Source organism: Rhodococcus jostii RHA1 (genome assembly GCF_000014565.1).
Classification (GTDB): Bacteria; Actinomycetota; Actinomycetes; order Mycobacteriales; family Mycobacteriaceae; genus Rhodococcus_F; species Rhodococcus_F jostii_A.
In genome coordinates, this window is the sequence record NC_008268.1 from 603416 (window position 1) to 623608 (window position 20193).

Here is a 20193-nt window from a genome sequence, read left to right on the forward strand (position 1 = left end):
CCCCCGAACCAGGAGCTATTGATGGAACTCGACCCCCGCACCACCGCCGTCGTGGCCGTTCACTGCCAGGGCGACGTCGTCGGCCCCACCGGCGCCTTCGCCGACTTCTTCCACCAGCAGGTGAGCGAACGCCGCGTCATCGACCAGATCGCCGCACTCATCGCCGCGGCCCGCGAGGCCGGCGCCCCCGTGGTCTACACCCGGGTCGCCTGGAAACCCGACTTCTCCGACCTCGAGGTCAACTCACCGCTGCTGGGCATCGTCGCCCAGTCCGGCTGCCTCAAGGAGGGCAGCGAACTCGCCGAGATCGTCGAACCGCTGAAGCCGAACGGCGACGACATCGTGCTCACGCACCAGCGGATCGGCGCCTTCGCCGGGACCGACCTCGACACCATCCTGCGGGGCAAGGGCATCACCACACTCCTGTTCGCCGGTGTGGCCACCAACGCCTCTGTCGAGGGAACAGCTCGCGTTGCAAGCGATCTCGGCTACCGCGTCGTGATCGTCGAAGACGCGTGCTCGGCGGCCAACCCCGAAGCGCACGAGGCGAGCATCAACTCGCTCGGACTGCTCGCCGAGATCGCCACCGTCGACGACATCCGGACCGCCCTGACCGCCTCGGTCACCGGCACCACCGCCTGACCACACCGAACCGAAACCGGCCGCACTGGTGTGGGCGCCCCGCGGCGCCCACACCAGCACTCCGTGTGCCCGACATCCCGCTATCCAGCCAGACGAACCACCACTCAGGAGTTCCCTTCATGAAGTCGACCATGCGCGTTGCCCGCCTCCACGAGATCAATCAGCCGATGCAGATCGAGGAACTCCCGACCCCCGAACCGCGGGCCACCGACGTGCTGGTGCAGGTCAAGGCCTGCAACGTCGTACCGAACCTGTCCAACGTGCTCGCCACCTACAGCGAATGGTTCCCCTACCTGCCGCTTCCGAAGCTCCCCGCCATCTTCGGCCTCGACTCCGCCGGCGTCGTCGCCGCCGTCGGCAGCCACGTCACCGACGTCGCCGTCGGCGACCGCGTCTACGTCAACCCCGGAATCTCCTGCGGCGGCTGCCGCGCCTGCCGGCAGGGGCACGATCAGAACTGCGACAAGTACACCTTCATGGGCTACTTCTCCTTCGGCGCCGACGGCCAGCAAATCTTCGACGCCTACCCCTACGGCGGGCTCGGTGGGTATCTGACTGCGCCGCAACGCAATCTGGTGAAGCTGCCCGACTCCGTCAGCTTCGAGGAAGGCGCCCGATTCGGCTACCTCGGTACCGGTTACTCGGCCCTGTGCAAGGCCGGCGCCGGCGCCGGCTCCACCGTGCTGATCGATGGCATCTCCGGAACCCTGGGTCTGGGTACCTGCCTGAGCGCCCTCGCGCTCGGTGCGAGCCACATCTTCGGCACCGGCCGTAACGCCGATCTCCTCGAGGACGTCCGATCCATCGCCCCCGACCGCATCCACGTCCTGCCTGCCGGCGAGGGCGACCTGCGCAGCTGGGTGCGCGAACACAACAACGGGGAGGGCGTCGACATCGTCATCGACTCACTCGGCCCCGGCGCACCGGCAGAATCGTTCCTCGACGCCATCACCACCCTGCGCCGCGGCGGCGTGGCCGTCGACATCGGTGGCATGATGGAACGCCCACCGCTGGACATGTTCTCGCTGATGTGCAGCCAGATCAGCGTCCTCGGCAGCCTGTGGTTCTCCACCGCCGAGGCCCAGGACATGGCCGACCTCGCCGGCGCCGGGGTCCTCGACCTGTCGGTGTTCGAGCACCACAGCTTCCCGCTCGAGAAGATCAACGAAGCTCTCGCCGACCTCCCGGCCCGGCACGGCGGCTTCACCAACTTCGTCAGCGTCCCCTGATCCGCCGGCGCCCCGCATCACCCACCGGTGCGGGGCGCTCGACCGCCCTCCAGCAAAAGGAGCACCGCTGTGCGGGCCTATCGAACCGTCAGACAAAGCGACCTACCCGAGCCCGAGGAACTGAGCTGGCGCCTCGCCGCGACGTGCCGGATCGTCAGTCCTGCCCTGTTCTTCCACCCCACCAACGAACGCGGACCCAAACGGCAGAAGCGCATCCACGAGGCCAAGAAGATCTGCTCCCAATGCCCCGTCCAACGGCCATGCCGGGACTACGCGCTCGCCGTGCGAGAACCCTTCGGGATCTGGGGCGGGATGTCCGAAGAGGACCGCGACCGCATCCTCGGCCGCGGCCGTGGCCGTGCCGACAACACCACCGAGCGCAGCGCGTGACAGGCCGATCCCGACGAACAGGGAAATACCCATGCCGATCCTCCGCCTCCACGCCGTGAGCGCCGGAATCAGCGTCGTCAGCGGGTGGCCGTCGGCACCACTGCAGAGACCCGTGGCCGCGCTCGCACACTCGTACACGGTCATGCGATGGACGGTTCTGATTGCAATCGAGGACGACGCTGAGCACCGCTGAACTAATCACCGGCCAGATTTGCGATAGCAGTCTCAGCACCCCAGCGTCGCTGTCGGACAAAGACGCTCATGCGACAGACAGGGCGGCAGAACCCCGCGAACCCAGTGATGAAGAGTCACTTGCTCTACCCGGGATCGCAGCCGATGCCGCATGGTCTGACTCGCAACCCACCGGCAACTGTATCTGCCGCGGATGTTGTTTACGACGGACGCAGCTCCGCGCCGGCTTCGCGGTGGATGCGATGGCCCTACCCATGGGGACTGGTGAATCGGCGAACACCCAACGCGCGGTCGGTCTCGAAACGGACGAGACTCAGCGACCCGCCGATATCGGGTCGCGTCCTGGGTCAGGCCGGGCTCTGACGCCGCCGACACCGGCCACTCGGTTTCGGCCCCCCATCCCGGCCAAGGTTCCGGTGGTGCGACAACGGTTGATCGACATGCGTGAGGACGGTCGGCGCCCACGGTTGACCGTGATCCATGCCCCGGCCGGCTACGGCAAGTCGACCCTCGCTTTCAATGGCAGCAGGCACTGACCGCCGACGGAGTGAGCGCGGCGTGGCTGACCATCGATACCGATGACAACAATGTGGTGTGGTTCCTTGGGCATCTGATCGAAGCCCTCCGCCGGGTGCGGCCTGAGCTGTCCCAAGATTTGGGTCAGGTCCTCGAAGAACACGGCGATCGGGCCCAGCAGTACGTGCTGACGAATCTGATCAACGATATTCATGCCGGGGGCGACCGCGTCGCCGTGATCCTCGATGACTGGCATCGGGTCACCGAGCCGGGCACGATCGCTGCGTTGGGATATTTGCTCGATAACGGATGCCACCACCTCCAGTTCGTGGTCACTAGCAGAACCCAAACCGGCCTCCCCTTAAGCCGGATGCGGGTGCGCGATGAGCTGGTCGAAGTCGGGCCGGAGGCATTGCGCTTCGCCCCGGACGAATCGAAACGCTTTCTCGTTGACGTGAACGGGCTGGTCCTCGCCGATTCTGAGATCGACCGGTTGACGGCCTCGACAGATGGGTCGGTGGCGGCCCTCCAGCCAGCATCGCTGTCCCTGCGTGACGCAAAGGATCCACGGTTGCTGATCGACCACCTGTCCGGACGGCACCGGACGATCGGCGAATACCTGGTCGAGAACGTGCTCGACGCCGTCGAACCGCGCATTCTCGAATTCCTGCTGGCGACCAGCATCCCCGCTGGGGCCGGAGCTGGGTCATCGCGCGCCCCCCGAGGCCCAACATCGGTGAAATCAGCAGGCCGCGCAGTCCGGCAGTTCTGGTGCCCAGTGTTTCGGAGATCTTCAGGGTTCCCCCCCGAGACGGAGCCGCCGAATACCACCGCGGGTGTGGCAAACCCCGCCGTGATGACGCGTAGCTTGGCGCGCAGGGCATCGTCATCTCACGGTCGGAGCAACCGCGCTGGATGTTGTGCCTGTGAAACCGTCACCGCGACCTCCTCCGGGGCGGGTGCCCCATGACTCGCAAACGCGACAATGTTTATATCCCAATAGCATTCATTTGCGGCGGGAAGAGATGCTTGTGCTTCGTCACGTGAACTGGAGGTCGTGGGGCCTCGAGAGTCCTCCCGATGTCCGCAGTCAGGAGCCGGCCCCCGGAGGCGGGGGCCGGCTCATAGAAGCCCTATTGCGTGGTGCCAGAGATAACGGGGCTGGGGTCCATGAAGATCAGGTATTCGGTGACCTTGTTGTTCTCGACGCGGGTGCGCGTCACGGCCGGGAGTGTGAAGGATTCACCGTTCTGCAACGTGTAGGTGACCTCCACCCGGAGCGCGGCTACGGTGCCCTCCGACCATTGTTCGATGATCTCGTGGCGCATCGACGCCACCGAGGTCAGGTATTGCGCTACCCAGGATTGGATGGCGCTCTTGCCGATGACGGGGGCGTTGTTGCCCATGCGGAAGACGCAGTCGTCGGAGAAGTAGTCGAAGAATTCTGCGATGTCGGTGTCGGCGGCTTGGAGAAGTTTGCGGGTGGTCTCGACCTCGGTCGTGGCTGTGGTCATCGCGGACTCTCTTTCTCTGGTGATGTGACGGAGACCCCGGCAGTGTTGGGGTCGTTCTGAATTGGAGGTGGGCACGCCCCGGGGAAGCCGTCTACAGCCCTCATGCCCAGTGCACGGTCTCTGCGGGATCGAGTCTGGGGAGACGCTCGAACCACGGATTCTCACCGGGGTGTCCGATGTTGACGACCAGGATCGATCTCCAGGTTGTTCCGGAGAAGAACTCGGTGTCCATTCCTTTGGGGTCGAATCCGGTCATCGGCCCGGCCGCCAGACCGGCGGCCCGGATGGCGAGGATGAAGTACCCCGCCTGCAGGGCGGCGTTGAAATTGCCGGTGCGCTCGCGCAGCGCGTCGTTGGCGGCGAAGACCTCGCGGATCTGCGGCCGGATCGGCAGCAGATGGGGAAGGTGCTCGTGAAATCCGCTGTCTACCGCGAGAATCACGGTGACGGGAGCTGATGTCGTCTTCTCACGGTTGCCCTCGTCCAGGTGCTCGATCAGTCTGCGGCGGGCGTCGTCGGTGCGCACGTATTGCACGCGCAGCGGTTGGGAGTTCGCGGCCGTCGGCGCCCAGCGGGCCATTTCCCAGATCTGCGCGAGTTCGGCATCGCTGACCGGGGTCGGTGCGAAGTTGTTGACTGTTCGTGCTTCCGCGAACAGCAGGTCTCTGGCTGCGTCATCGAGGCGTTCGATCGTCGAGTTACTGCCGACCATGTGTCTGTTCCTGTTCTCCAGATCCTGCGCCGGTCGATGCCGATTCACCGGGTGTCCGGCCGGTGGGCGCATCATTGGGGTCATGGGGTCCGAGTCTCGGCTGCCCCTCCCGAGTCGGCCGTGGTGGAGCCGCGACCGAGGCTCGGGTGAGGTGGTAGCGACAGCTCGTCAGAGGAGCGGATCGGACACGGGCAGGTCGAGGGTGAACCGGCCGATGGTTTCCGAAGCCGTGTCGATGTCGAGGAAGGCGTGCACCGACAGCACGGACAGGTCACGGAAGAACCGCTGGATCGGTGCCGAATTCCGGTATCCGTCGCCGCCGATTCCGCGCACCATGTCGTTGAGTGCGTTGCGGGCCAGATCTGCCAGATATGCTGCCTTGAGCTTCATCTCGGCACGATCGCGGGGGTCGGACTGCTCGGGTCGCTGTGCGGTGAGGCGTTCGAAGAAGGCGTCGAGGAGTGTTTCGGCAGCGTCCGCGGCGGCCAGCGCCCGGCCGAGCCGCATCTGGGCGGCCTGTTTGCCGGAGGCCTTCTCCTGGCTGATGGTTCCCTGCCGGTCCCGGGTGCGCTGGACGAACGCGTCCGCCGCCCCGCGCAGAGCACCGACGACGACCGGGGTGACCTCGGCCATCGCGAACGGCAGGAAGGGCAGATGGTACATGGGGTTGGGGTGGATCAGCTGCCCGGGCGCAGTACCGGCGAGGGCGAGGTCGAACGGTCCGGTGCGGTAGTCCGGGACGAACACGTCGTCGACGCTGATGTCATTGCTGCCGGTCCCGGCCATGCCGGCGATGAACCAGGTGTCGAGGATCTTGACGTCCTCACGGGGCACGAGGAACCACAACGAGGTGGGGGCGCTGCCCTCCTCGAATACGACGCCTGCGAAGGTGAACCATTCCGCGTGCACCGATCCGGAGTTCCAGGCCGTCTGCCCGGTGATGCGGTAGCCGCCGTCAACCTTCTGCACCTGTCCCAGCGGGGCCGCGGTACCGGCGGTGAGGGTGTAGGGCTTGTCGGCGAACACTTCTCGTTGGGCCTGTTCGGTGAAGATGTTCACTCGCCAGGCCGCTCCGATGTAGAAGGAGGTGACCCAGCCGGTCGACGGGCAGGCCGCGCTGATGGTGCGGACGATCTCGGCGGCGACGTCGAGTCCGAGTTCGAGTCCGCCGTACTCCTTGGGGGTCAGCGTGGCCAGGATTCCCGAGTCGATGAGGTCGGTGATCGTCTCGTCGAAGGGAGCACGGTTTTCCTCGGTCTTCTGGGCGCGTTCGGCGAAGGCCGGTACCAGGGCGTGGACCCGGTCCATGAGTTCGGTGCGGGTGATGTCCATTGTTTCCTCCGGTGTGGGTGAGTGGCTGTTTCGTGGGATGGGGCGCGAGAGACACAGCTCAGGGCATGCGGGGACCGCGCCGGTGGTGTGCGGATGGTGGGGGTCGGGTCTGGGGGTCAGGTGCGGCACGGCCGGGGTGTCAGCGGACGTTGCCCTTCAGGTCCGGGCCGGCGACGAGTGTCAGTCCGTACCGGTCGGCGAGGATCTCGGCATCGTGTCGATCGCCGACACTGATCGGGTCGGCGATGCCGTCGAGGTCGGCGAATACCGCGCCTGAGCATTGGGTGGCTGTAGCGTCGGTGAGCGCGAGGGCGAGGGACGCGGTGGTCTGACGCGTACGAAACTCTGTGGGTGTCAGGCGCACCGGGACCAGGTGCCCGGGCCGGGTGAGGTCGCCGGGGCCCGTGGCCGGGTCGGCGAGGATGCGGGCCGTACGCGCCCGGTCGGCGCCGGAGATCCCGGTGGTAATACCGGCAGCAGCGTCGACGGTGACACATTGGCCATGGCCGAGTGTGGAACTGGTCCGAACCGTCGGGGTCGCTTCCGGCAGAACGAGAAGGTCACAGATCCGTTCGTGCAGCGCCACCTGCAGAAATCCGGTGGTGTGGCGAATCAGAAAGGCCATCTGCTCGGTGGTCACGGCGGAGGCGGACCCGACGAGCACGACGCGGCGGAGATGGCTGAGGATGATCAGCTCACCGGCGGCGAGGGCGCGGCTACCGGCGGCGATCGTCGACCATGACCGTTGGCGTGGGGCGCGGGGCGCGAACGAGGTCGTCATGGCGTGCCTTCCTGGTGCGAATGATCTTGCTGCGGTGGGCGATACGGCTTGGTGAAGTTGGTCGCGGCGACGCCGTGATCGTGCGGTCGGGTTATGCGGATTCGAGCGCCGAGTGCGTGCCGAAGACGCGGCGGTGGTAGGTGAGCGGATCGCTGTAGTTGTTCTCTGCTGCGACGACGGTGCCGAGCACGACCACGTGGTCGCCGCCCTCGACGAACTGGTCAACGTGGCAGGCGATCCAGCCGGCGGCGCCCGCGATTCGGGGAAGGTCGTGGTCGATCTCCCACCGCACGCCCTGGAACTTGCCGATTCCGCCCATCTTCGCGAACTTGAGCGCGGTGCCTTGTTGATCGCTGGCCAGCACGTTCAATCCGAACTTCTTCGACGCCGTGATCAGTTCGAGCGTCTCCGATCCTCGATCCAGTGAGACCAGGACCATCGGGGGTGTCATCGACAGGGAGGTGAAGGCGCTGACGGTGGTACCGAAGGGCAGGCCGCCGTCCATGGAGGTCACGACGGCGACCGGAGTGGCCACGTGTGACATCACGTCCTTGAACGTTTCCTGGACAGGACTCAAGGTGGTGTGCATCGTAGACTTCCTTCTGTCGACTGCGGTTCCTACCGCGATTCCCGGCGAAGGGACGGTTTTCCGTCTCTGGGCTTTGTGGACTCTCGCCACCGGGATCTGGTGTGTCCTACACCACAAGTAGACCGCATGAGTTGCGTGGTTCGCACTACTGCACAACCCAGGGTTGTCGCCGTCTTTTGGTTTCTAGACCAACCGGGGACCGGCGGCTCACCGACGTGCGACAGCTACCACTGTGCGATGGGGGCGTCTCGAAGCCACTCGTAGATGCGCAGCGCTGCCCGCAGGTCCGTGCTCGATCCACCTGAAGGCGTGCACAGACTCAATGCCTTCTGCACTCGATAGGTCACTGTGTTCTTGGAAATATGCTCTGCCGTCGCGACTTTGGCCAGACCGTGGTCCATGTCGAGGTAGAGGCTCAGGGTCGAACGCAGATCGGCCATGCGGGGGTCGTTGCCCGCGAGCGGGCCGAGCAGTCGGGAGGCGAACTGCACCGCGGCTTCCGGATCGGCAAGGAGGAGCACTTCGAGGGCGATGTGCTCGTGAGCGGTGGTGGTGGGTGGATGACCGACCCGCAGGCGAACCAGCCGCTCGACCGCGCGGGCCTCGAGGTGACTTCTGCGGAATCCGTCGATCCCGGAGCCGAGTTGGCCGGTCACGACGAAAGTGTCGCCGAAGGCGGGCAGGGTGGACGTCAGCGCGCGCGTTGGGTCAGGGGTGATGGCACCCCACGCCCAGATCGCCTGCAGGCCGACGGGGATCACCAATGATGCGGTCGGTGTTCCCCACTGTCGTAGCGCCGGGTCGACGACGGCCCGCAGGTCATGGCCCGAGTGCGGGCCGCTCCAGGCGATGAGGGCCACGTGGTGGCCGCCGAGGGGGTAGCCGAGGACCTGTTCGGCGTGGGCGGATTCGATGGGGTCCGCGGCGATGATCTTGGTGACGAGATCGAGTCGCGCTGCGGATACTCCCGCGGCCCACGCGCTCTGCTCCTCGAGGAAAGCCGACGCGGCCACCCCGGTGAAATCGTCGAGCACCTCGAAGAGCAGCAGCGAGATGCGGCGCATCTCGTTGCCGCTCTCGCTCGGTGGAATCAGGCGGGTGACCGCGTCGAGAAGTGCGGCCGCCAGCACGGCGTACCCGACGCGGATGGTCCGGAGCAGGTCGTCGAGCTCCATGCCTCGACGGGCGAAGTCTCTGGCGATCTCCTCCACCTCGGCGCTGGCCAGCGACGTCTCCGACTCGCCGAGGCCGGCGACCAGTGTCAGGGCTCGACACACGGTCGCTGTGGTGGCCCGCCGGATCGCGTCCAGGGGTAGCGCACCCTCGCCCACCGCCGGCACTTTTCGGGAGATCTTGGCGGCGATGTCCTGACCGACTTCGACAGCCCAGGTGACCGCACCGTCGCCGAGCACGGCGCGAATCCGGTCGGCGTCCGGACTGAGCCACTCGAGCTCCGATTGCCGGGCCCGTCTTCCCGAAAGTTCACCAGTCCAATGCGGCACTCAACATCCTTCCGATCCGCCTCCACGGTACAACGAGCACACCAGCTGTTTTGGTCTGTAAACCAATTTCTCCCGCAGTTCCTGTTCCGTAGCCCGTAGCCATCCCCGGTGGAATTTCGTGAAATGGGGAGACCACTACGTGACGGGGACCACAGAGAAGTCTTCGGCACAGGTCGGCGCACCGACTGTTATCAGGTATAGCACCCGCGCCAGGTAGGCACACGTAGCCGACGAACGGACCTTCCGTAGTCCGGTGTCCACATATCCCCTCGCGGTCGCCGACCGCGAGTATCGAAGGAGTCAACGATGACCGCCACTCCCAAGTTCGCGCACGTCGTGCTGCAGACCAGCCGATTCGAGGAGATGCGCGACTGGTACTGCACCGTGCTGGACGCGCACGTGGTCTACGAAGGGCACGGCTTGTGCTTCATCACCTTCGACGAGGAGCACCACCGGGTCGCGCTGCTGGGCGCCCCGGTGCAGCTCGAACCGCGCAATCCGGGTGCAGCGGGCATGCACCACACCGCCTACACCTTCGACACACTCGACGATCTGCTCGATCGCTACGACTCGCTCAAGGAAAAGGGGATCGAACCGAAGGTGCCGATCCAGCACGGGGTAACGACCTCGCTGTACTACCAGGACCCGGACGGCAACTTCGTCGAACTGCAGATCGACAACTTCGCGACGCCGGACGAGGCGACGGCCTACATGAACGGCCCCGAATACGGCAACAACCCGGTCGGAGTGTCGTTCGTCCCGGAGGCGATGCGGCAGGCACTCGCCCAGGGCACCCCGGTCTCGGAGATCACCACCCACTCCTGGGCCCTGCAGACCAGCCCGGACCTGCCCGACCCGATGGCGGCACTGACCAGCTGACCGCACGCGAGCTCACGCTCGGCCCGACGAATCAGCATCTTTCCGATCGATCACCCGAAGGACTTCTCATGCGTGTGGCAAACCAGGCCGGCCGGCTCCAGATCGTGGCGGACGGCATCGCCGTCGACGTCGAGACGGCCAGCGGGGGCCGCTTTTCCGCCGAACCCCAGCAGATCTTCGACCGATGGGACGAGTTCACCGCATGGGCAGCCACGGTGAATTTTGCCGCCGGGGCGCCGGTGGTCGAGTCCGAGCTGGGCGCCCCGGTCCCCCGGCCCGGCCAGATCTTCGCGATCGGCGTGAACTACGCCGACCACGTCGAGGAATCCGGGCTGACACTGCCCGACGCCCCTTTCGTATTCACCAAGTTCCCCGCCTCGATCACCGGTCCCTACGACACCATCGAACACCCCGGCGGGTTAGTGGATTTCGAAGTCGAACTCGTGGCGGTCATCGGCAAGGAAGCCCGACACGTTCCCGTCGCCGAGGGCTGGGAGTATGTGGCCGGGCTGACCCTCGGCCAGGACCTGTCCGAGCGGGACCTGCAGCTGTCCGGTCCCCCACCCCAGCAATTCACCCTCGGCAAATCGTTCGCCGGTTTCGCCCCGATCGGGCCGGTCCTGGTCACCCCGGACGAATTCGCCGACCCCGACGACATCGAGGTCAGCACGATTCTGTCGGGCGAGCTGATGCAGAACTCGCGCACCCGGCACCTGATTTTCCCGATCCCGGTCCTCGTGTCCTACCTGTCGTCGATCCTGCCGCTGCGCCCCGGCGACCTCATCTTCACCGGCACCCCATCGGGTATCGGCTTCACCCGAGATCCAAAACGGCTCATCGGTGTCGACGACGAACTCGTCAGCCGCGCCGACACCATCGGCGAGATGCGGCACCACTTCACCGCCGCAACCCGCCCGCACCCACTCACCACTGTTTCCAGGAGCACCAGCCATGTCTGAGATCACCGTTCCCGTCCTCATCGTCGGCGGAGGCGGGTGTGGATTGACCACCTCGATCCTGCTGTCCGAACACGGCATCGACCACCACCTCGTCGAGCGGCACACCAGCACCTCCCATCTGCCCAAGGCCCACTACCTCAACCAGCGCACCATGGAGGTGCTGCGCCAGGTCGGCGTCGCGGACTCGATCTACGCGGTGGGCACCCCACCGAAGAACATGGGCAAGACCCGGTGGGTCACCTCCCTCGGCGGCGACGGCGAACTGGACGGCCGCACCCTGTACACCCTCGAATCGTTCGGCGGCGGACGACTCGAGAGCGCATACGCGGTCGACAGCCCGTGCCCGTCCACCAACTACCCGCAGATCCGCCTCGAACCCCTCCTGCGTGAGCACGCCGAGAAGCGGGCACCGGACTCGATCCACTTCGGCCGCGAACTCGTCTCGTTCGAGCAGGACGAGAACGGAATCCACGCCGTCGTCCTGAACCGCGACACCCAGGAGACCTACACCGTCCACGCCCAGTACATGGTCGCCGCCGACGGCGGCAAGACCGTCGGACCCGAACTCGGTGTGAAAATGGAGGGCCCGACCGGGATCCTCGACATGGTCAGCACCCACTTCACCGCCGACCTGTCGCAGTGGTGGGAGGACGACGTCCTGATCACCTGGCTGCTCAACCCCGAGGGCGCCGGCTCCTGGAACAGCGGCGCCATGGCCGCCATGGGCCCCACGTGGGGCAAGCACTCAGAAGAATTCGTCCTGCACTTCACCTTCCGCCCGGACGACCCGGCCCGGTTCGACGAAGAGGCAATCGTTCCCCGGCTGCGCGAGCTCCTCAAGCTGCCCGACCTCGAATTGAAGATCCACAAGGTCAGCCACTGGATCCTCGAAGGGGTGCTCGCCGACAAGTACCAGGTCGGCCGGATCTTCCTCGCCGGCGACGCCGCCCACCGGCACCCACCCACCACCGGTCTGGGCCTGAACACCGCCATCCAGGACGCCCACAACCTGGCCTGGAAACTGGCCGCGGTCGTCAAGGGTGACGCCGCCCCCGCCCTGCTCGACACCTACGAGCCCGAACGCCGCCTCGTCGGCATGCGCAACGTCGACTGGGCCATGTTCACCTTCCTCAACCACATGGTCGTCGACGCCGGCCTCGGCCTGATCCCCGGCCAGCCGCTCGAAGCCCAGGTCCAGGTATTCCGGGACTACTTCTCCGACACCCCGATGGGCGAAACCCGCCGGGCCCGCGCGGCCGAGGTGATCAGTACCCAGCGCACCGAATTCCAGGCCCACGACCTCGAAATCGGCTTCGCCTACCGCGACGGGGCCCTCGTCCCGGACGGCACCGAGGCACCGCCGCGCGACCCGATGGGGCACAACTACCACCCCACCACCCGCCCCGGGCACCGACTCCCGCACGCCTGGCTCGAGCACGACGGCCGGCAGATCTCCACCCACGACCTCACCGGCAACAACGCTCACTTCGTGCTCATCACTGCCGCAGACGGTGCCGCCTGGTCCGATGCCGCCCGGTTGGCCAACGACAAGTTCGGGGTCCAGATCAAGGTCGCCCAGATCGGCGCCGGCACCGACTACACCGACCCCACCGGCCGCTGGAGTGAACTTCGCCAGATCGACGACACCGGGGCAATCCTGGTCCGACCGGACAACCACGTCGCCTGGCGCAGCACCGGCGCCGTCGCCGACCCCGCCGACGAGCTCACCCGCGCACTCGGCACCGTGCTCTCACGCTGACCCCACCGCACGAACGCTCCCGCCACGGGCAGACCAGGACACCACGTCTGCCCGTGGCGGCGGGAGCCGGAAAGGACGCACCAACAATGACCGCCCCAGGACGTGAAGTGTTGTGGACCCCGCCGCCCGAGCGGGTCTCGGCTTCGAACATGAGCCGATACCAACGCTGGCTCGCAGCCGAGAAAAACGTCTGCACTACCGACTTCGACTCGCTGTGGTGCTGGTCGATCAGCGACCTCGAAAAGTTCTGGCTCTCGATCTGGGAGTACTTCGACGTCATCGCCTCGGCTCCACCGCAGACGGTGCTCTCCGACCCCCGGATGCCCGGGGCCCGGTGGTTCCCCGGCACCCGGCTGAACTGGGCCGAAAACCTGCTCCGTCACACCGACCGGACCGGGCCCGCGATCATCTCGGTCGACGAAACCGGCACCACAGGCGAACTCTCGCGGGCCGAGCTGGTCGCGCAAGTCGCCAACCTCGCCGCCCACTTCCGGAAGATCGGTGTGCAGCCCGGAGACCGGATCGCGGCGATGCTTCCGAACATCGCGCCCACCGTCGCCGCGGTGCTCGCCGCGGCCAGCGTCGGTGCGGTGTGGTCCTGTTGCGCACCGGATTTCGGTGTGAAAGGGCTGGTCGACCGGTTCGCGCAGATCGAGCCGACCGTGCTGATCGGGGTGGACGGCTACCAGTTCAACGGCAAACGCGTCGACCGCCGAGACGTCTTCGCCACCCTGCTGGACCAGCTCCCGACCGTGCGGCACGCCGTCGTCGTCGACAACCTCGGCCTACCCTTCATCGGGGAGCATCGGCCGAGCATCGCCGCGTACGCCGATGTGGTCGTCGGGGACGCCGCACCACAGTACGAGCAGGTGCCGTTCGACCATCCGCTGTGGATCCTCTACAGCTCCGGCACTACCGGCCTCCCGAAGGGCATTGTGCACTCGCACGGCGGCATCGTGCTCGAAGCGCTCAAGGCCAACGCGCTGCACTATGACCTCGGCCCCACCGATCGGGTGTTCATCGCCGCGAGCACCGCCTGGGTGGTGTGGAACATGCTCGTCGACACCATGGTCACCGGCGCGGCGATCATCACCTATGACGGCAGCCCCACCTACGGCCGGCCCGACCACCAATTCGAGATCTGCGCCCGCTACGGGGCCACCCGATTCGGCACCGGCGCCGCCTATCTGACGCTGTGCGAGAAGGCCGGCACCGAGCCCGGTACCGCTTTCGACCTGTCGGGGTTGCGGTCGATCATGTCGACCGGTTCCCCGCTGCCGGACACCACCTGGCGGTGGATCTACGACACGGTCAGCCCGGATGTGCACCTGGGATCCGACAGCGGCGGCACCGATGTGGCCACCGGCTTCATCGGCGCCAATCCGCTCTCCCCCGTTCGGGTGGGAGAACTGCAGGGCCCCTACCTGGGGGTCGATGTGCAGGCCTGGACCGAGACCGGTGAGGCGGTCGTCGGGGAAGTCGGTGAAATGGTGATCACCGCACCGATGCCGTCGATGCCGATCTACTTCTGGAACGACCCGGACGGAAACCGGTACCGGGACGCCTATTTCGAGGTCTACCCCGGGGTGTGGCGGCACGGAGACTGGATCACCATGGAAGCCGACGGAGGCTGCGTGGTCCACGGGCGGTCGGATTCGACGATCAACCGTGGCGGGGTCCGGATGGGGTCGGCGGATATCTATCAGGCCGTCGAAGCGCTGCCGGAGATCGCCGAGGCGCTGGTGATCGGCGCCGAACTACCCCACGGTGGCTATCACATGCCGCTGTTCGTGGTACTGCGCGACGGATACGACCTCGACGACGCGCTCGTGGAGAAGATTCGCACCACGATCCGCCGGGAGGCCTCGCCCCGGCACGTGCCGGACGAGATCATCGACGTCCCGGCTATTCCCATCACCCGTACCGGCAAGCGGCTCGAGATTCCGGTCAAGAAGCTGATCCAGGGAGTCTCTCCGGAGACCGCGATCAACCGCGCCACGGTCGCCGACACCGACGCCCTCGACTGGTACATCGACTACGCGCAGCGGTTCCAAGACCACCGCGCTGACACCTCTACCCTCACCTGAGGGCAGGTCGCCGGGGCGGGGCCCCGGCGACCGCAGAGCCGACGTGAACATGCGCCGAGGCGGCAGCGTTCAGGGCGCGATCGGGTCGAGCGCCCGAAGCGCGATCTGTTCGTTGTCGTCGAGGTGCTGCCGTGTCGCCGCGGCGACTTTTCTCATGTTGCGGGTGCGCACGACGGTGAGGATCTCCGCATGCACGTGTCCCCGCCGCTCGTGTTCATCCGGTTCGGCCTCTCGACCCGAGAACGCCAGCCGGACATACCGTTCGGCGGCGTGCCACAGGCCGTCGAGCACGCGCAGGTCCCACGCGGTGGCGGCGGGCCGGAGCAGCTCGTAGTGGAAGGCGTGGTGCGCCTGGTAGATGTCGTCGAGGTCGAGGCTCTCGTCGCCGAACATGGTCACGTAGTTCTCGAGTCGACGCAGGTCGGCGTCGTCGAGCAGTTTACAGGCGCGGCCGGCGATCTCCGGTTCGAGTTGGCGGCGCAGCCGATAGATCCCGTGCAGGTCCTCGTGCGAGAGCGGGGCGACCATGGCGCTTTTCCCGGGGCGGGTCACCACGAGACCCTGCGCTTCGAGCTCTTTGAGTGCTTCCCGGACCGGGATGAAACTCACCCCGAGCTGGCTGGAGATTTCCCGCAACGAGAACGTCTGCCCCGGACGGAGTTCACCGGCGAGGATCGAGCGCCGGATTTCCTTGGCGACCTGCTCGGGAACGGAGGTCGGAGTCAGGGACCGCACCGGCGGTTGCGGGTTTCTCGTGCTCGTTGTCACGACCATCTCCGTCTCGTTCTCATCGCTGTCACCACGTACGAGGCATGTTATAGCACCAGGTCGGTGCCGATCCGGGCGCGGACCGGCCGGTGTCAGTCGATGAGCTTCTCGACCAGCGGCGCGATCCGGTAGTCGACCATCTCGCGCATCACCAGGGCGGTCGTGGTGCGTTTGACCCCCTTGATCCCAAGGATGTCCCCGGCCACCCGATACAGGTCGTCGGCGTCCCGGACGGCGACGTGGAGGAGCAGATCCGCGACACCGCTGAGGCCGAGGACCTCGAGCACCTCGGGAATGCCGTCGAGGGCGGCCCCGACACGGGCAAGCTTGCGCTGGGTGACGTTGGTCAAGATGTATGCCTGCAGCGGGTAACCGAGAATCGCCGGGTCGATGCGGCGCTCGAACGAGCGCAGCGCGTGCGAGTCGTCGAGCTTGCCCATCCGGGCCTGAACGGTGTTGCGTGAGAGTCCTATCCGGTCCGCCAGGGCAATGGTCGTGGCCCGCGGCGACTCCGCGAGCGCGAGCAGAAGCCGGGCGTCGATCTGATCCGCTTGGTGCGTGCTTGGCATTGTGTCAATCCCAACTTCCCTCGAGTGCCCTGCCGGCGTGCATTCTGCTCAATATCGACACCGACTATTGCGCAGGCGGCAAAATCCTGATCCACTGTTATAACAGGTGGGCGGCGGTCAGACCAGATCCGGCACCGCCGCATTCCGATACCGCATCCGACCGCACACACCCCGTCACCGGTCGAGTGGATTGCTCCCTGGCCACCCCGTCGGAGCCGTTCTGATAGTTGCGCTCGTCCGCAGCGATCCGCCCTTGTGAGGAAAGAGAATCCGATGCACGACACCCTGCCCGTCGCCCCCGGAACCGCGACCCCGCCCGCCCAGGCCGGTGGTCCGGTGGATCTGGAGACACTCGAAACGATTCGGCAGCGGGTGTTGTGGCTCTCCACCTCGATGATCCACCATGCCAACCGCATCCGCCCCAACCCCACCGGCCTCAAGGTCGGCGGGCATCAGGCCTCGTGCGCCTCGATGGTCTCGATCATGACCTCGCTGTGGTTCGAACAGCTCCAGCCCGGTGACCGGGTGTCGGTCAAGCCGCACGCCTCCCCCGTGTTGCACGGCATCAACTACCTGCTCGGGGAGCTCGACGAGAAGTACCTGACCACCCTGCGGGAATTCGGCGGCCTGCAGTCCTACCCCAGCCGGTCCAAGGATCCCGACACCGTCGACTACTCCACCGGTTCGGTCGGCATCGGCGCTACCGCCCCGATCTGGGGTGCGATGGCCCGCCGCTACGTCGAAACCACTACCGGCGGGGCGGGCACCGGCCGTCAGTACTCGCTGGTCGGAGACGCCGAACTCGACGAGGGCGCGGTGTGGGAGGCCATCCTCGACCCGGGCATCGCCGACCTCGGTGAGGTCGTGTGGATCGTGGACCTCAACCGGCAGTCCCTGGACCGGGTCATTCCCAACATCGCCGCGAACCGGTTGGAGAAGATGTTCGACGCCGCCGGCTGGCAGGTGATCACCGTCAAGTTCGGCAGACTCCTCGAAGAGTTGTTCACCCGGCCCGGTGGGCAGGCGCTGCGCACCCGGATCCTGGACATGCCCAACCCGGAGTACCAGCGGCTGCTGCGGTGCAGCGCCGATGAGGTCCGCACCCGCCTGCCCGGGAACGGCCCCGGGAGCACCGAGATCAGCGCGCTGATCGCCGGCCTCGACGATGCCACCCTGACCGCGGCGATCCGCAACCTCGGCGGCCACGACCTGTCCGCCCTGACCGCGGCCTATCGGCAGATCGACGACACCCGGCCGACCGTGATCATCGCCTACACCATCAAGGGCTACGGGCTGCCCACCCAAGGACACCCGCAGAACCACTCGTCGCTGCTGTCGGTCGACGAATACGCCTCGCTCGCGGCGGATCTGGGCATGGACCCGGCGTCGCCGTGGGGCCGGTTCGCCGCCGACTCCGCGGCCGGGCGGCGGTGCGCGAGCAACGCGGAGCGGCTGCGCCGGAACCCTGTCCCGGCGCTGCCCGCGCTCACGATCCCCACCGACATCGGCCGCACCCCCAAGGGCACCGCCACCACCCAGGCGGCCCTGGGCCGGGTGCTGCTGGACCTGACCCGCGAAGCCCCCGAGGCGGCCAAGCGGGTGGTCACGGTCAGCCCGGACGTGAGTTCGACGACCAACCTGGCGGGTTGGGTCAACAAGGTCGGCGTGTGGTCGGCGGCCGAGCGCCGCAACTGGTTCGACGACGACCGCGAGACCATCATGCACTGGAATGAGCGGCCCACCGGGCAGCACATGGAACTGGGCATCGCCGAAACCAACCTGGTCGGACTGATGGGTGAGCTCGGTGCCACCTGGAGCCGGTGGGGGCAGCCGCTGTTTCCGATCGGCGTGATGTACGACCCGTTCGTCGAACGCGCCCTCGAGCCCTGGTCGTACGGCATCTACGCGGGCGGGCAGTCGATCCTGGTCGGCACCCCCTCTGGTGTCACCCTGGCCGCCGAAGGCGGTGCGCACCAGTCGATCAAGACCCCGTCCATCGGTCTCGAGCAGCCCGGGTGCATCAGCTACGAACCGGCGTTCGCGATCGACACCGAGTGGACCTTGCTGGCCAGCATCGGCCGGCTCGGTCGCCCGGACGGCACCTCCGCCTACCTGCGGCTGTCCACCCGCCCCGTCGACCAAACATTGGCGGCGGTGCCCACCGATCCGGCGGCCCGCGAATGCCGCCGCCGTCAGGTGGTGGCCGGCGGGTATCCGCTGGTGCGCCGGGACGACGCGCAGGTCACGCTCGTGGCGATCGGGGCGATGATCACCGAGGCATTGGCGGCCGCCGATCGTCTCGCCGAACAGGGCATCCCCGCCGACGTCGTCTGCATCACCAGCCCCGGGTTGCTGTTCGAGGCCGTGCAGGGGCGGCAGGGCCGCGGGTCCGGGGAGAGCTGGATCCTCGATCAGCTCTTCCCCGCCGACCGCGCCACCCCGATCGTCACCGTCCTCGACGGGCACCCGCACACGCTGGCGTTCCTCGCCGGCATCAACCAGGTGCGCAGCACCGCACTCGGAGTGAGCAAGTTCGGGCAGGTCGGCTCGCTCGACGAGGTGTACCGCTACCACGGCATCGACACCGACAGCATTGTGCGGGCCGCGCTCGACATCATCCCCTGATCACCGAGACCCGCACGCACACAGGCCAGGAGAAGACAACACGATGACAACCGAACAACTCGAAGGCACCACGGTGCGGATGCCGGCCCTCGGGGAGAGCGTCGACGAAGGCACCATCACCCGGTGGCTCAAACAACCCGGTGACCACGTCACCGCGGAGGAACCACTGCTCGAGGTCGCCACCGACAAGGTCGACACCGAGATTCCGTCACCGGTCACCGGGATTCTCCAGCGCCACCTCGCCGAGGAGAACGACGTCGTCGCCATCGACGCCGAACTGGCCATCATCACCGAATCCGGCGGCACGGCTGCGGCTCCCGCGGCCCCTCCCATACCGGCACCGACGGCGGATCCTGCACAGACCCCGCCGCCTCCGGAGCCGGACACGGCCACACCCCCGGCCACACTAGGCACCGCTGCGTCGCTGCCGGCGACCGGCTCGACCACCGAAAAACTACCGCGGATCCGCCGCACGATAGCGAAGCGGATGGTCGAATCGTTGCAGACCGCCGCCCAGCTGACCACGGTGCTCGAGGTCGACGTCACCGCGATCGCCCGGCTGCGGGCCACCCACAAGGACGCCTTCCTGCAGCGGACCGGAATCAAGCTGTCCTTCCTGCCGTTCTTCGCCCAAGCCGCCGTCGACGCGTTGGCCGAGCACCGGGTCCTCAACGCCTCGCTGAACACCGACGTCACCGAGGTGACCTACTACGACCACTGCCACCTCGGCATGGCCGTCGACAGCGCAAAGGGCCTGATGGTGCCGGTCATCCGAGACGCCCAGCAGCTCGGCATCGAGGGACTGGCCCAGGCGATCGCGGACAAAGCCGACAAGGTCCGCACCGGCACGATCACCGCCGACGACCTGACGGGCGGCACCTTCACCCTCACCAACACCGGCAGCCGGGGCGCACTGTTCGACACCCCGATCATCAACCAACCGCAGACCGGGATCCTCGGTGTCGGTGCCGTGGTCGAGCGCCTGGTCCCGTCCCGGCAGGACGGTGAGCTCCGCATCGACGTGCGGTCGATGGCCTACCTGTCCATCTCCTACGATCACCGCATCGTCGACGGCGCCGACGCCGCCCGCTTTCTGACCACCGTCAAAGCCCGGCTCGAAAACGGTTTCACCCCAAACGATCTCTGAC

At 66.8% G+C, this 20193-nt stretch carries 19 protein-coding genes; 11 read left to right on the forward strand and 8 right to left on the reverse strand.

Translation table 11 applies throughout. From position 1 onward, the window contains the following. The first annotated feature begins 21 nt into the window (after positions 1–21). From RHA1_RS02565 to RHA1_RS50285, 5 genes are all read left to right on the forward strand, one after another. Positions 22–642 carry a cysteine hydrolase family protein gene (locus tag RHA1_RS02565; RefSeq protein ID WP_016880934.1) on the forward strand — a complete coding sequence of 207 codons (621 nt, stop codon included), beginning with the start codon at positions 22–24 and terminating at the stop codon, positions 640–642. Between the two features lie 119 nt (positions 643–761). Continuing rightward, entirely contained in the window at positions 762–1871 is a 1110-nt protein-coding gene (locus RHA1_RS02570; protein ID WP_011593786.1) for an alcohol dehydrogenase catalytic domain-containing protein, read from the forward strand. Positions 1872–1940: 69 nt separating this feature from the next. Further along, the gene (locus RHA1_RS02575; protein WP_041810969.1) at positions 1941–2261 is read left to right on the forward strand and encodes a WhiB family transcriptional regulator; all 321 of its coding nucleotides are present in this window, start codon (positions 1941–1943) and stop codon (positions 2259–2261) included. A 31-nt stretch (positions 2262–2292) separates the two neighbouring features. Continuing rightward, positions 2293–2454 carry a hypothetical protein gene (locus RHA1_RS50280; protein ID WP_167540919.1) on the forward strand — a complete coding sequence of 54 codons (162 nt, stop codon included), beginning with the start codon at positions 2293–2295 and terminating at the stop codon, positions 2452–2454. A 546-nt stretch (positions 2455–3000) separates the two neighbouring features. Beyond that, a complete protein-coding gene (locus tag RHA1_RS50285; protein WP_011593789.1) occupies positions 3001–3939 on the forward strand; it encodes a MalT transcriptional regulator family protein in 939 nt (312 codons plus the stop codon). Positions 3940–4102: 163 nt separating this feature from the next. On the opposite strand, the gene RHA1_RS02590 is transcribed toward RHA1_RS50285, so the two are convergent. The 6 genes from RHA1_RS02590 to RHA1_RS02615 form a co-directional block, all read right to left on the reverse strand. Next, positions 4103–4483, reverse strand: coding sequence for a nuclear transport factor 2 family protein (locus RHA1_RS02590; protein ID WP_009473137.1), 381 nt, complete (start codon positions 4481–4483; stop codon positions 4103–4105). A gap of 100 nt (positions 4484–4583) precedes the next feature. Next, a complete protein-coding gene (locus RHA1_RS02595; RefSeq protein ID WP_011593790.1) occupies positions 4584–5195 on the reverse strand; it encodes a malonic semialdehyde reductase in 612 nt (203 codons plus the stop codon). 168 nt (positions 5196–5363) lie between these two features. Continuing rightward, a complete protein-coding gene (locus RHA1_RS02600) occupies positions 5364–6527 on the reverse strand; it encodes an acyl-CoA dehydrogenase family protein (RefSeq protein ID WP_011593791.1) in 1164 nt (387 codons plus the stop codon). A 139-nt stretch (positions 6528–6666) separates the two neighbouring features. Continuing rightward, positions 6667–7308: a 3,4-dihydroxy-2-butanone-4-phosphate synthase gene (locus RHA1_RS02605; protein WP_011593792.1), complete on the reverse strand. Its 642-nt coding sequence runs from the start codon at positions 7306–7308 to the stop codon at positions 6667–6669. A gap of 91 nt (positions 7309–7399) precedes the next feature. After that, positions 7400–7897 (reverse strand): flavin reductase family protein, encoded by a 498-nt coding sequence (locus RHA1_RS02610; RefSeq protein WP_011593793.1) that lies wholly within the window; start codon positions 7895–7897, stop codon positions 7400–7402. A 224-nt stretch (positions 7898–8121) separates the two neighbouring features. After that, complete coding sequence (locus tag RHA1_RS02615) at positions 8122–9399, reverse strand: PucR family transcriptional regulator (RefSeq protein ID WP_011593794.1); 1278 nt, start codon at positions 9397–9399, stop codon at positions 8122–8124. A gap of 306 nt (positions 9400–9705) precedes the next feature. Here RHA1_RS02615 and RHA1_RS02620 point away from each other — a divergent pair, with 306 nt between their 5' ends. The 4 genes from RHA1_RS02620 to RHA1_RS02635 all read left to right on the forward strand — a co-directional run bounded on the left by RHA1_RS02620 (position 9706) and on the right by RHA1_RS02635 (position 15083). Beyond that, on the forward strand, positions 9706–10278 hold the full coding sequence (locus RHA1_RS02620; RefSeq protein ID WP_011593796.1) for a VOC family protein: 573 nt from the start codon (positions 9706–9708) through the stop codon (positions 10276–10278). Positions 10279–10346: 68 nt separating this feature from the next. Continuing rightward, positions 10347–11237: a fumarylacetoacetate hydrolase family protein gene (locus tag RHA1_RS02625; protein WP_011593797.1), complete on the forward strand. Its 891-nt coding sequence runs from the start codon at positions 10347–10349 to the stop codon at positions 11235–11237. Further along, a complete protein-coding gene (locus RHA1_RS02630) occupies positions 11230–12996 on the forward strand; it encodes an FAD-dependent oxidoreductase (RefSeq protein ID WP_011593798.1) in 1767 nt (588 codons plus the stop codon). The genes RHA1_RS02625 and RHA1_RS02630 overlap by 8 nt, the downstream gene beginning before the upstream one ends. An 86-nt stretch (positions 12997–13082) precedes the next feature. Beyond that, positions 13083–15083 carry an acetoacetate--CoA ligase gene (locus RHA1_RS02635; protein WP_011593799.1) on the forward strand — a complete coding sequence of 667 codons (2001 nt, stop codon included), beginning with the start codon at positions 13083–13085 and terminating at the stop codon, positions 15081–15083. 69 nt (positions 15084–15152) lie between these two features. Here RHA1_RS02635 and RHA1_RS02640 read toward each other — a convergent pair whose 3' ends face one another. Beyond that, entirely contained in the window at positions 15153–15857 is a 705-nt protein-coding gene (locus RHA1_RS02640; RefSeq protein ID WP_041810976.1) for a GntR family transcriptional regulator, read from the reverse strand. A gap of 86 nt (positions 15858–15943) precedes the next feature. After that, positions 15944–16420 (reverse strand): Lrp/AsnC family transcriptional regulator, encoded by a 477-nt coding sequence (locus RHA1_RS02645; RefSeq protein ID WP_011593801.1) that lies wholly within the window; start codon positions 16418–16420, stop codon positions 15944–15946. A gap of 273 nt (positions 16421–16693) precedes the next feature. On the opposite strand from RHA1_RS02645, the gene RHA1_RS02650 reads away from it, so the two are divergent. Further along, entirely contained in the window at positions 16694–19045 is a 2352-nt protein-coding gene (locus tag RHA1_RS02650) for a thiamine pyrophosphate-binding protein (RefSeq protein ID WP_011593802.1), read from the forward strand. 43 nt (positions 19046–19088) lie between these two features. Continuing rightward, complete coding sequence (locus RHA1_RS02655) at positions 19089–20192, forward strand: 2-oxo acid dehydrogenase subunit E2 (RefSeq protein ID WP_011593803.1); 1104 nt, start codon at positions 19089–19091, stop codon at positions 20190–20192. Position 20193: the final 1 nt, after the last annotated feature.

What these genes read in the sequence shown, in the direction of transcription:
- RHA1_RS02655 (WP_011593803.1), top strand. Translation starts at nt 19,089, where the DNA reads ATGACAACCGAACAACTCGAAGGCACCACGGTGCGGATGCCGGCCCTC.
- RHA1_RS02605 (WP_011593792.1), bottom strand. Translation starts at nt 7,308, where the DNA reads ATGACGACCTCGTTCGCGCCCCGCGCCCCACGCCAACGGTCATGGTCG.
- RHA1_RS02595 (WP_011593790.1), bottom strand. Translation starts at nt 5,195, where the DNA reads ATGGTCGGCAGTAACTCGACGATCGAACGCCTCGATGACGCAGCCAGA.
- RHA1_RS02620 (WP_011593796.1), top strand. Translation starts at nt 9,706, where the DNA reads ATGACCGCCACTCCCAAGTTCGCGCACGTCGTGCTGCAGACCAGCCGA.
- RHA1_RS02650 (WP_011593802.1), top strand. Translation starts at nt 16,694, where the DNA reads ATGCACGACACCCTGCCCGTCGCCCCCGGAACCGCGACCCCGCCCGCC.
- RHA1_RS50280 (WP_167540919.1), top strand. Translation starts at nt 2,293, where the DNA reads ATGCCGATCCTCCGCCTCCACGCCGTGAGCGCCGGAATCAGCGTCGTC.
- RHA1_RS02590 (WP_009473137.1), bottom strand. Translation starts at nt 4,483, where the DNA reads ATGACCACAGCCACGACCGAGGTCGAGACCACCCGCAAACTTCTCCAA.
- RHA1_RS02630 (WP_011593798.1), top strand. Translation starts at nt 11,230, where the DNA reads ATGTCTGAGATCACCGTTCCCGTCCTCATCGTCGGCGGAGGCGGGTGT.
- RHA1_RS02565 (WP_016880934.1), top strand. Translation starts at nt 22, where the DNA reads ATGGAACTCGACCCCCGCACCACCGCCGTCGTGGCCGTTCACTGCCAG.
- RHA1_RS02610 (WP_011593793.1), bottom strand. Translation starts at nt 7,897, where the DNA reads ATGCACACCACCTTGAGTCCTGTCCAGGAAACGTTCAAGGACGTGATG.
- RHA1_RS02600 (WP_011593791.1), bottom strand. Translation starts at nt 6,527, where the DNA reads ATGGACATCACCCGCACCGAACTCATGGACCGGGTCCACGCCCTGGTA.
- RHA1_RS02625 (WP_011593797.1), top strand. Translation starts at nt 10,347, where the DNA reads ATGCGTGTGGCAAACCAGGCCGGCCGGCTCCAGATCGTGGCGGACGGC.
- RHA1_RS02570 (WP_011593786.1), top strand. Translation starts at nt 762, where the DNA reads ATGAAGTCGACCATGCGCGTTGCCCGCCTCCACGAGATCAATCAGCCG.
- RHA1_RS02645 (WP_011593801.1), bottom strand. Translation starts at nt 16,420, where the DNA reads ATGCCAAGCACGCACCAAGCGGATCAGATCGACGCCCGGCTTCTGCTC.
- RHA1_RS02640 (WP_041810976.1), bottom strand. Translation starts at nt 15,857, where the DNA reads ATGGTCGTGACAACGAGCACGAGAAACCCGCAACCGCCGGTGCGGTCC.
- RHA1_RS02635 (WP_011593799.1), top strand. Translation starts at nt 13,083, where the DNA reads ATGACCGCCCCAGGACGTGAAGTGTTGTGGACCCCGCCGCCCGAGCGG.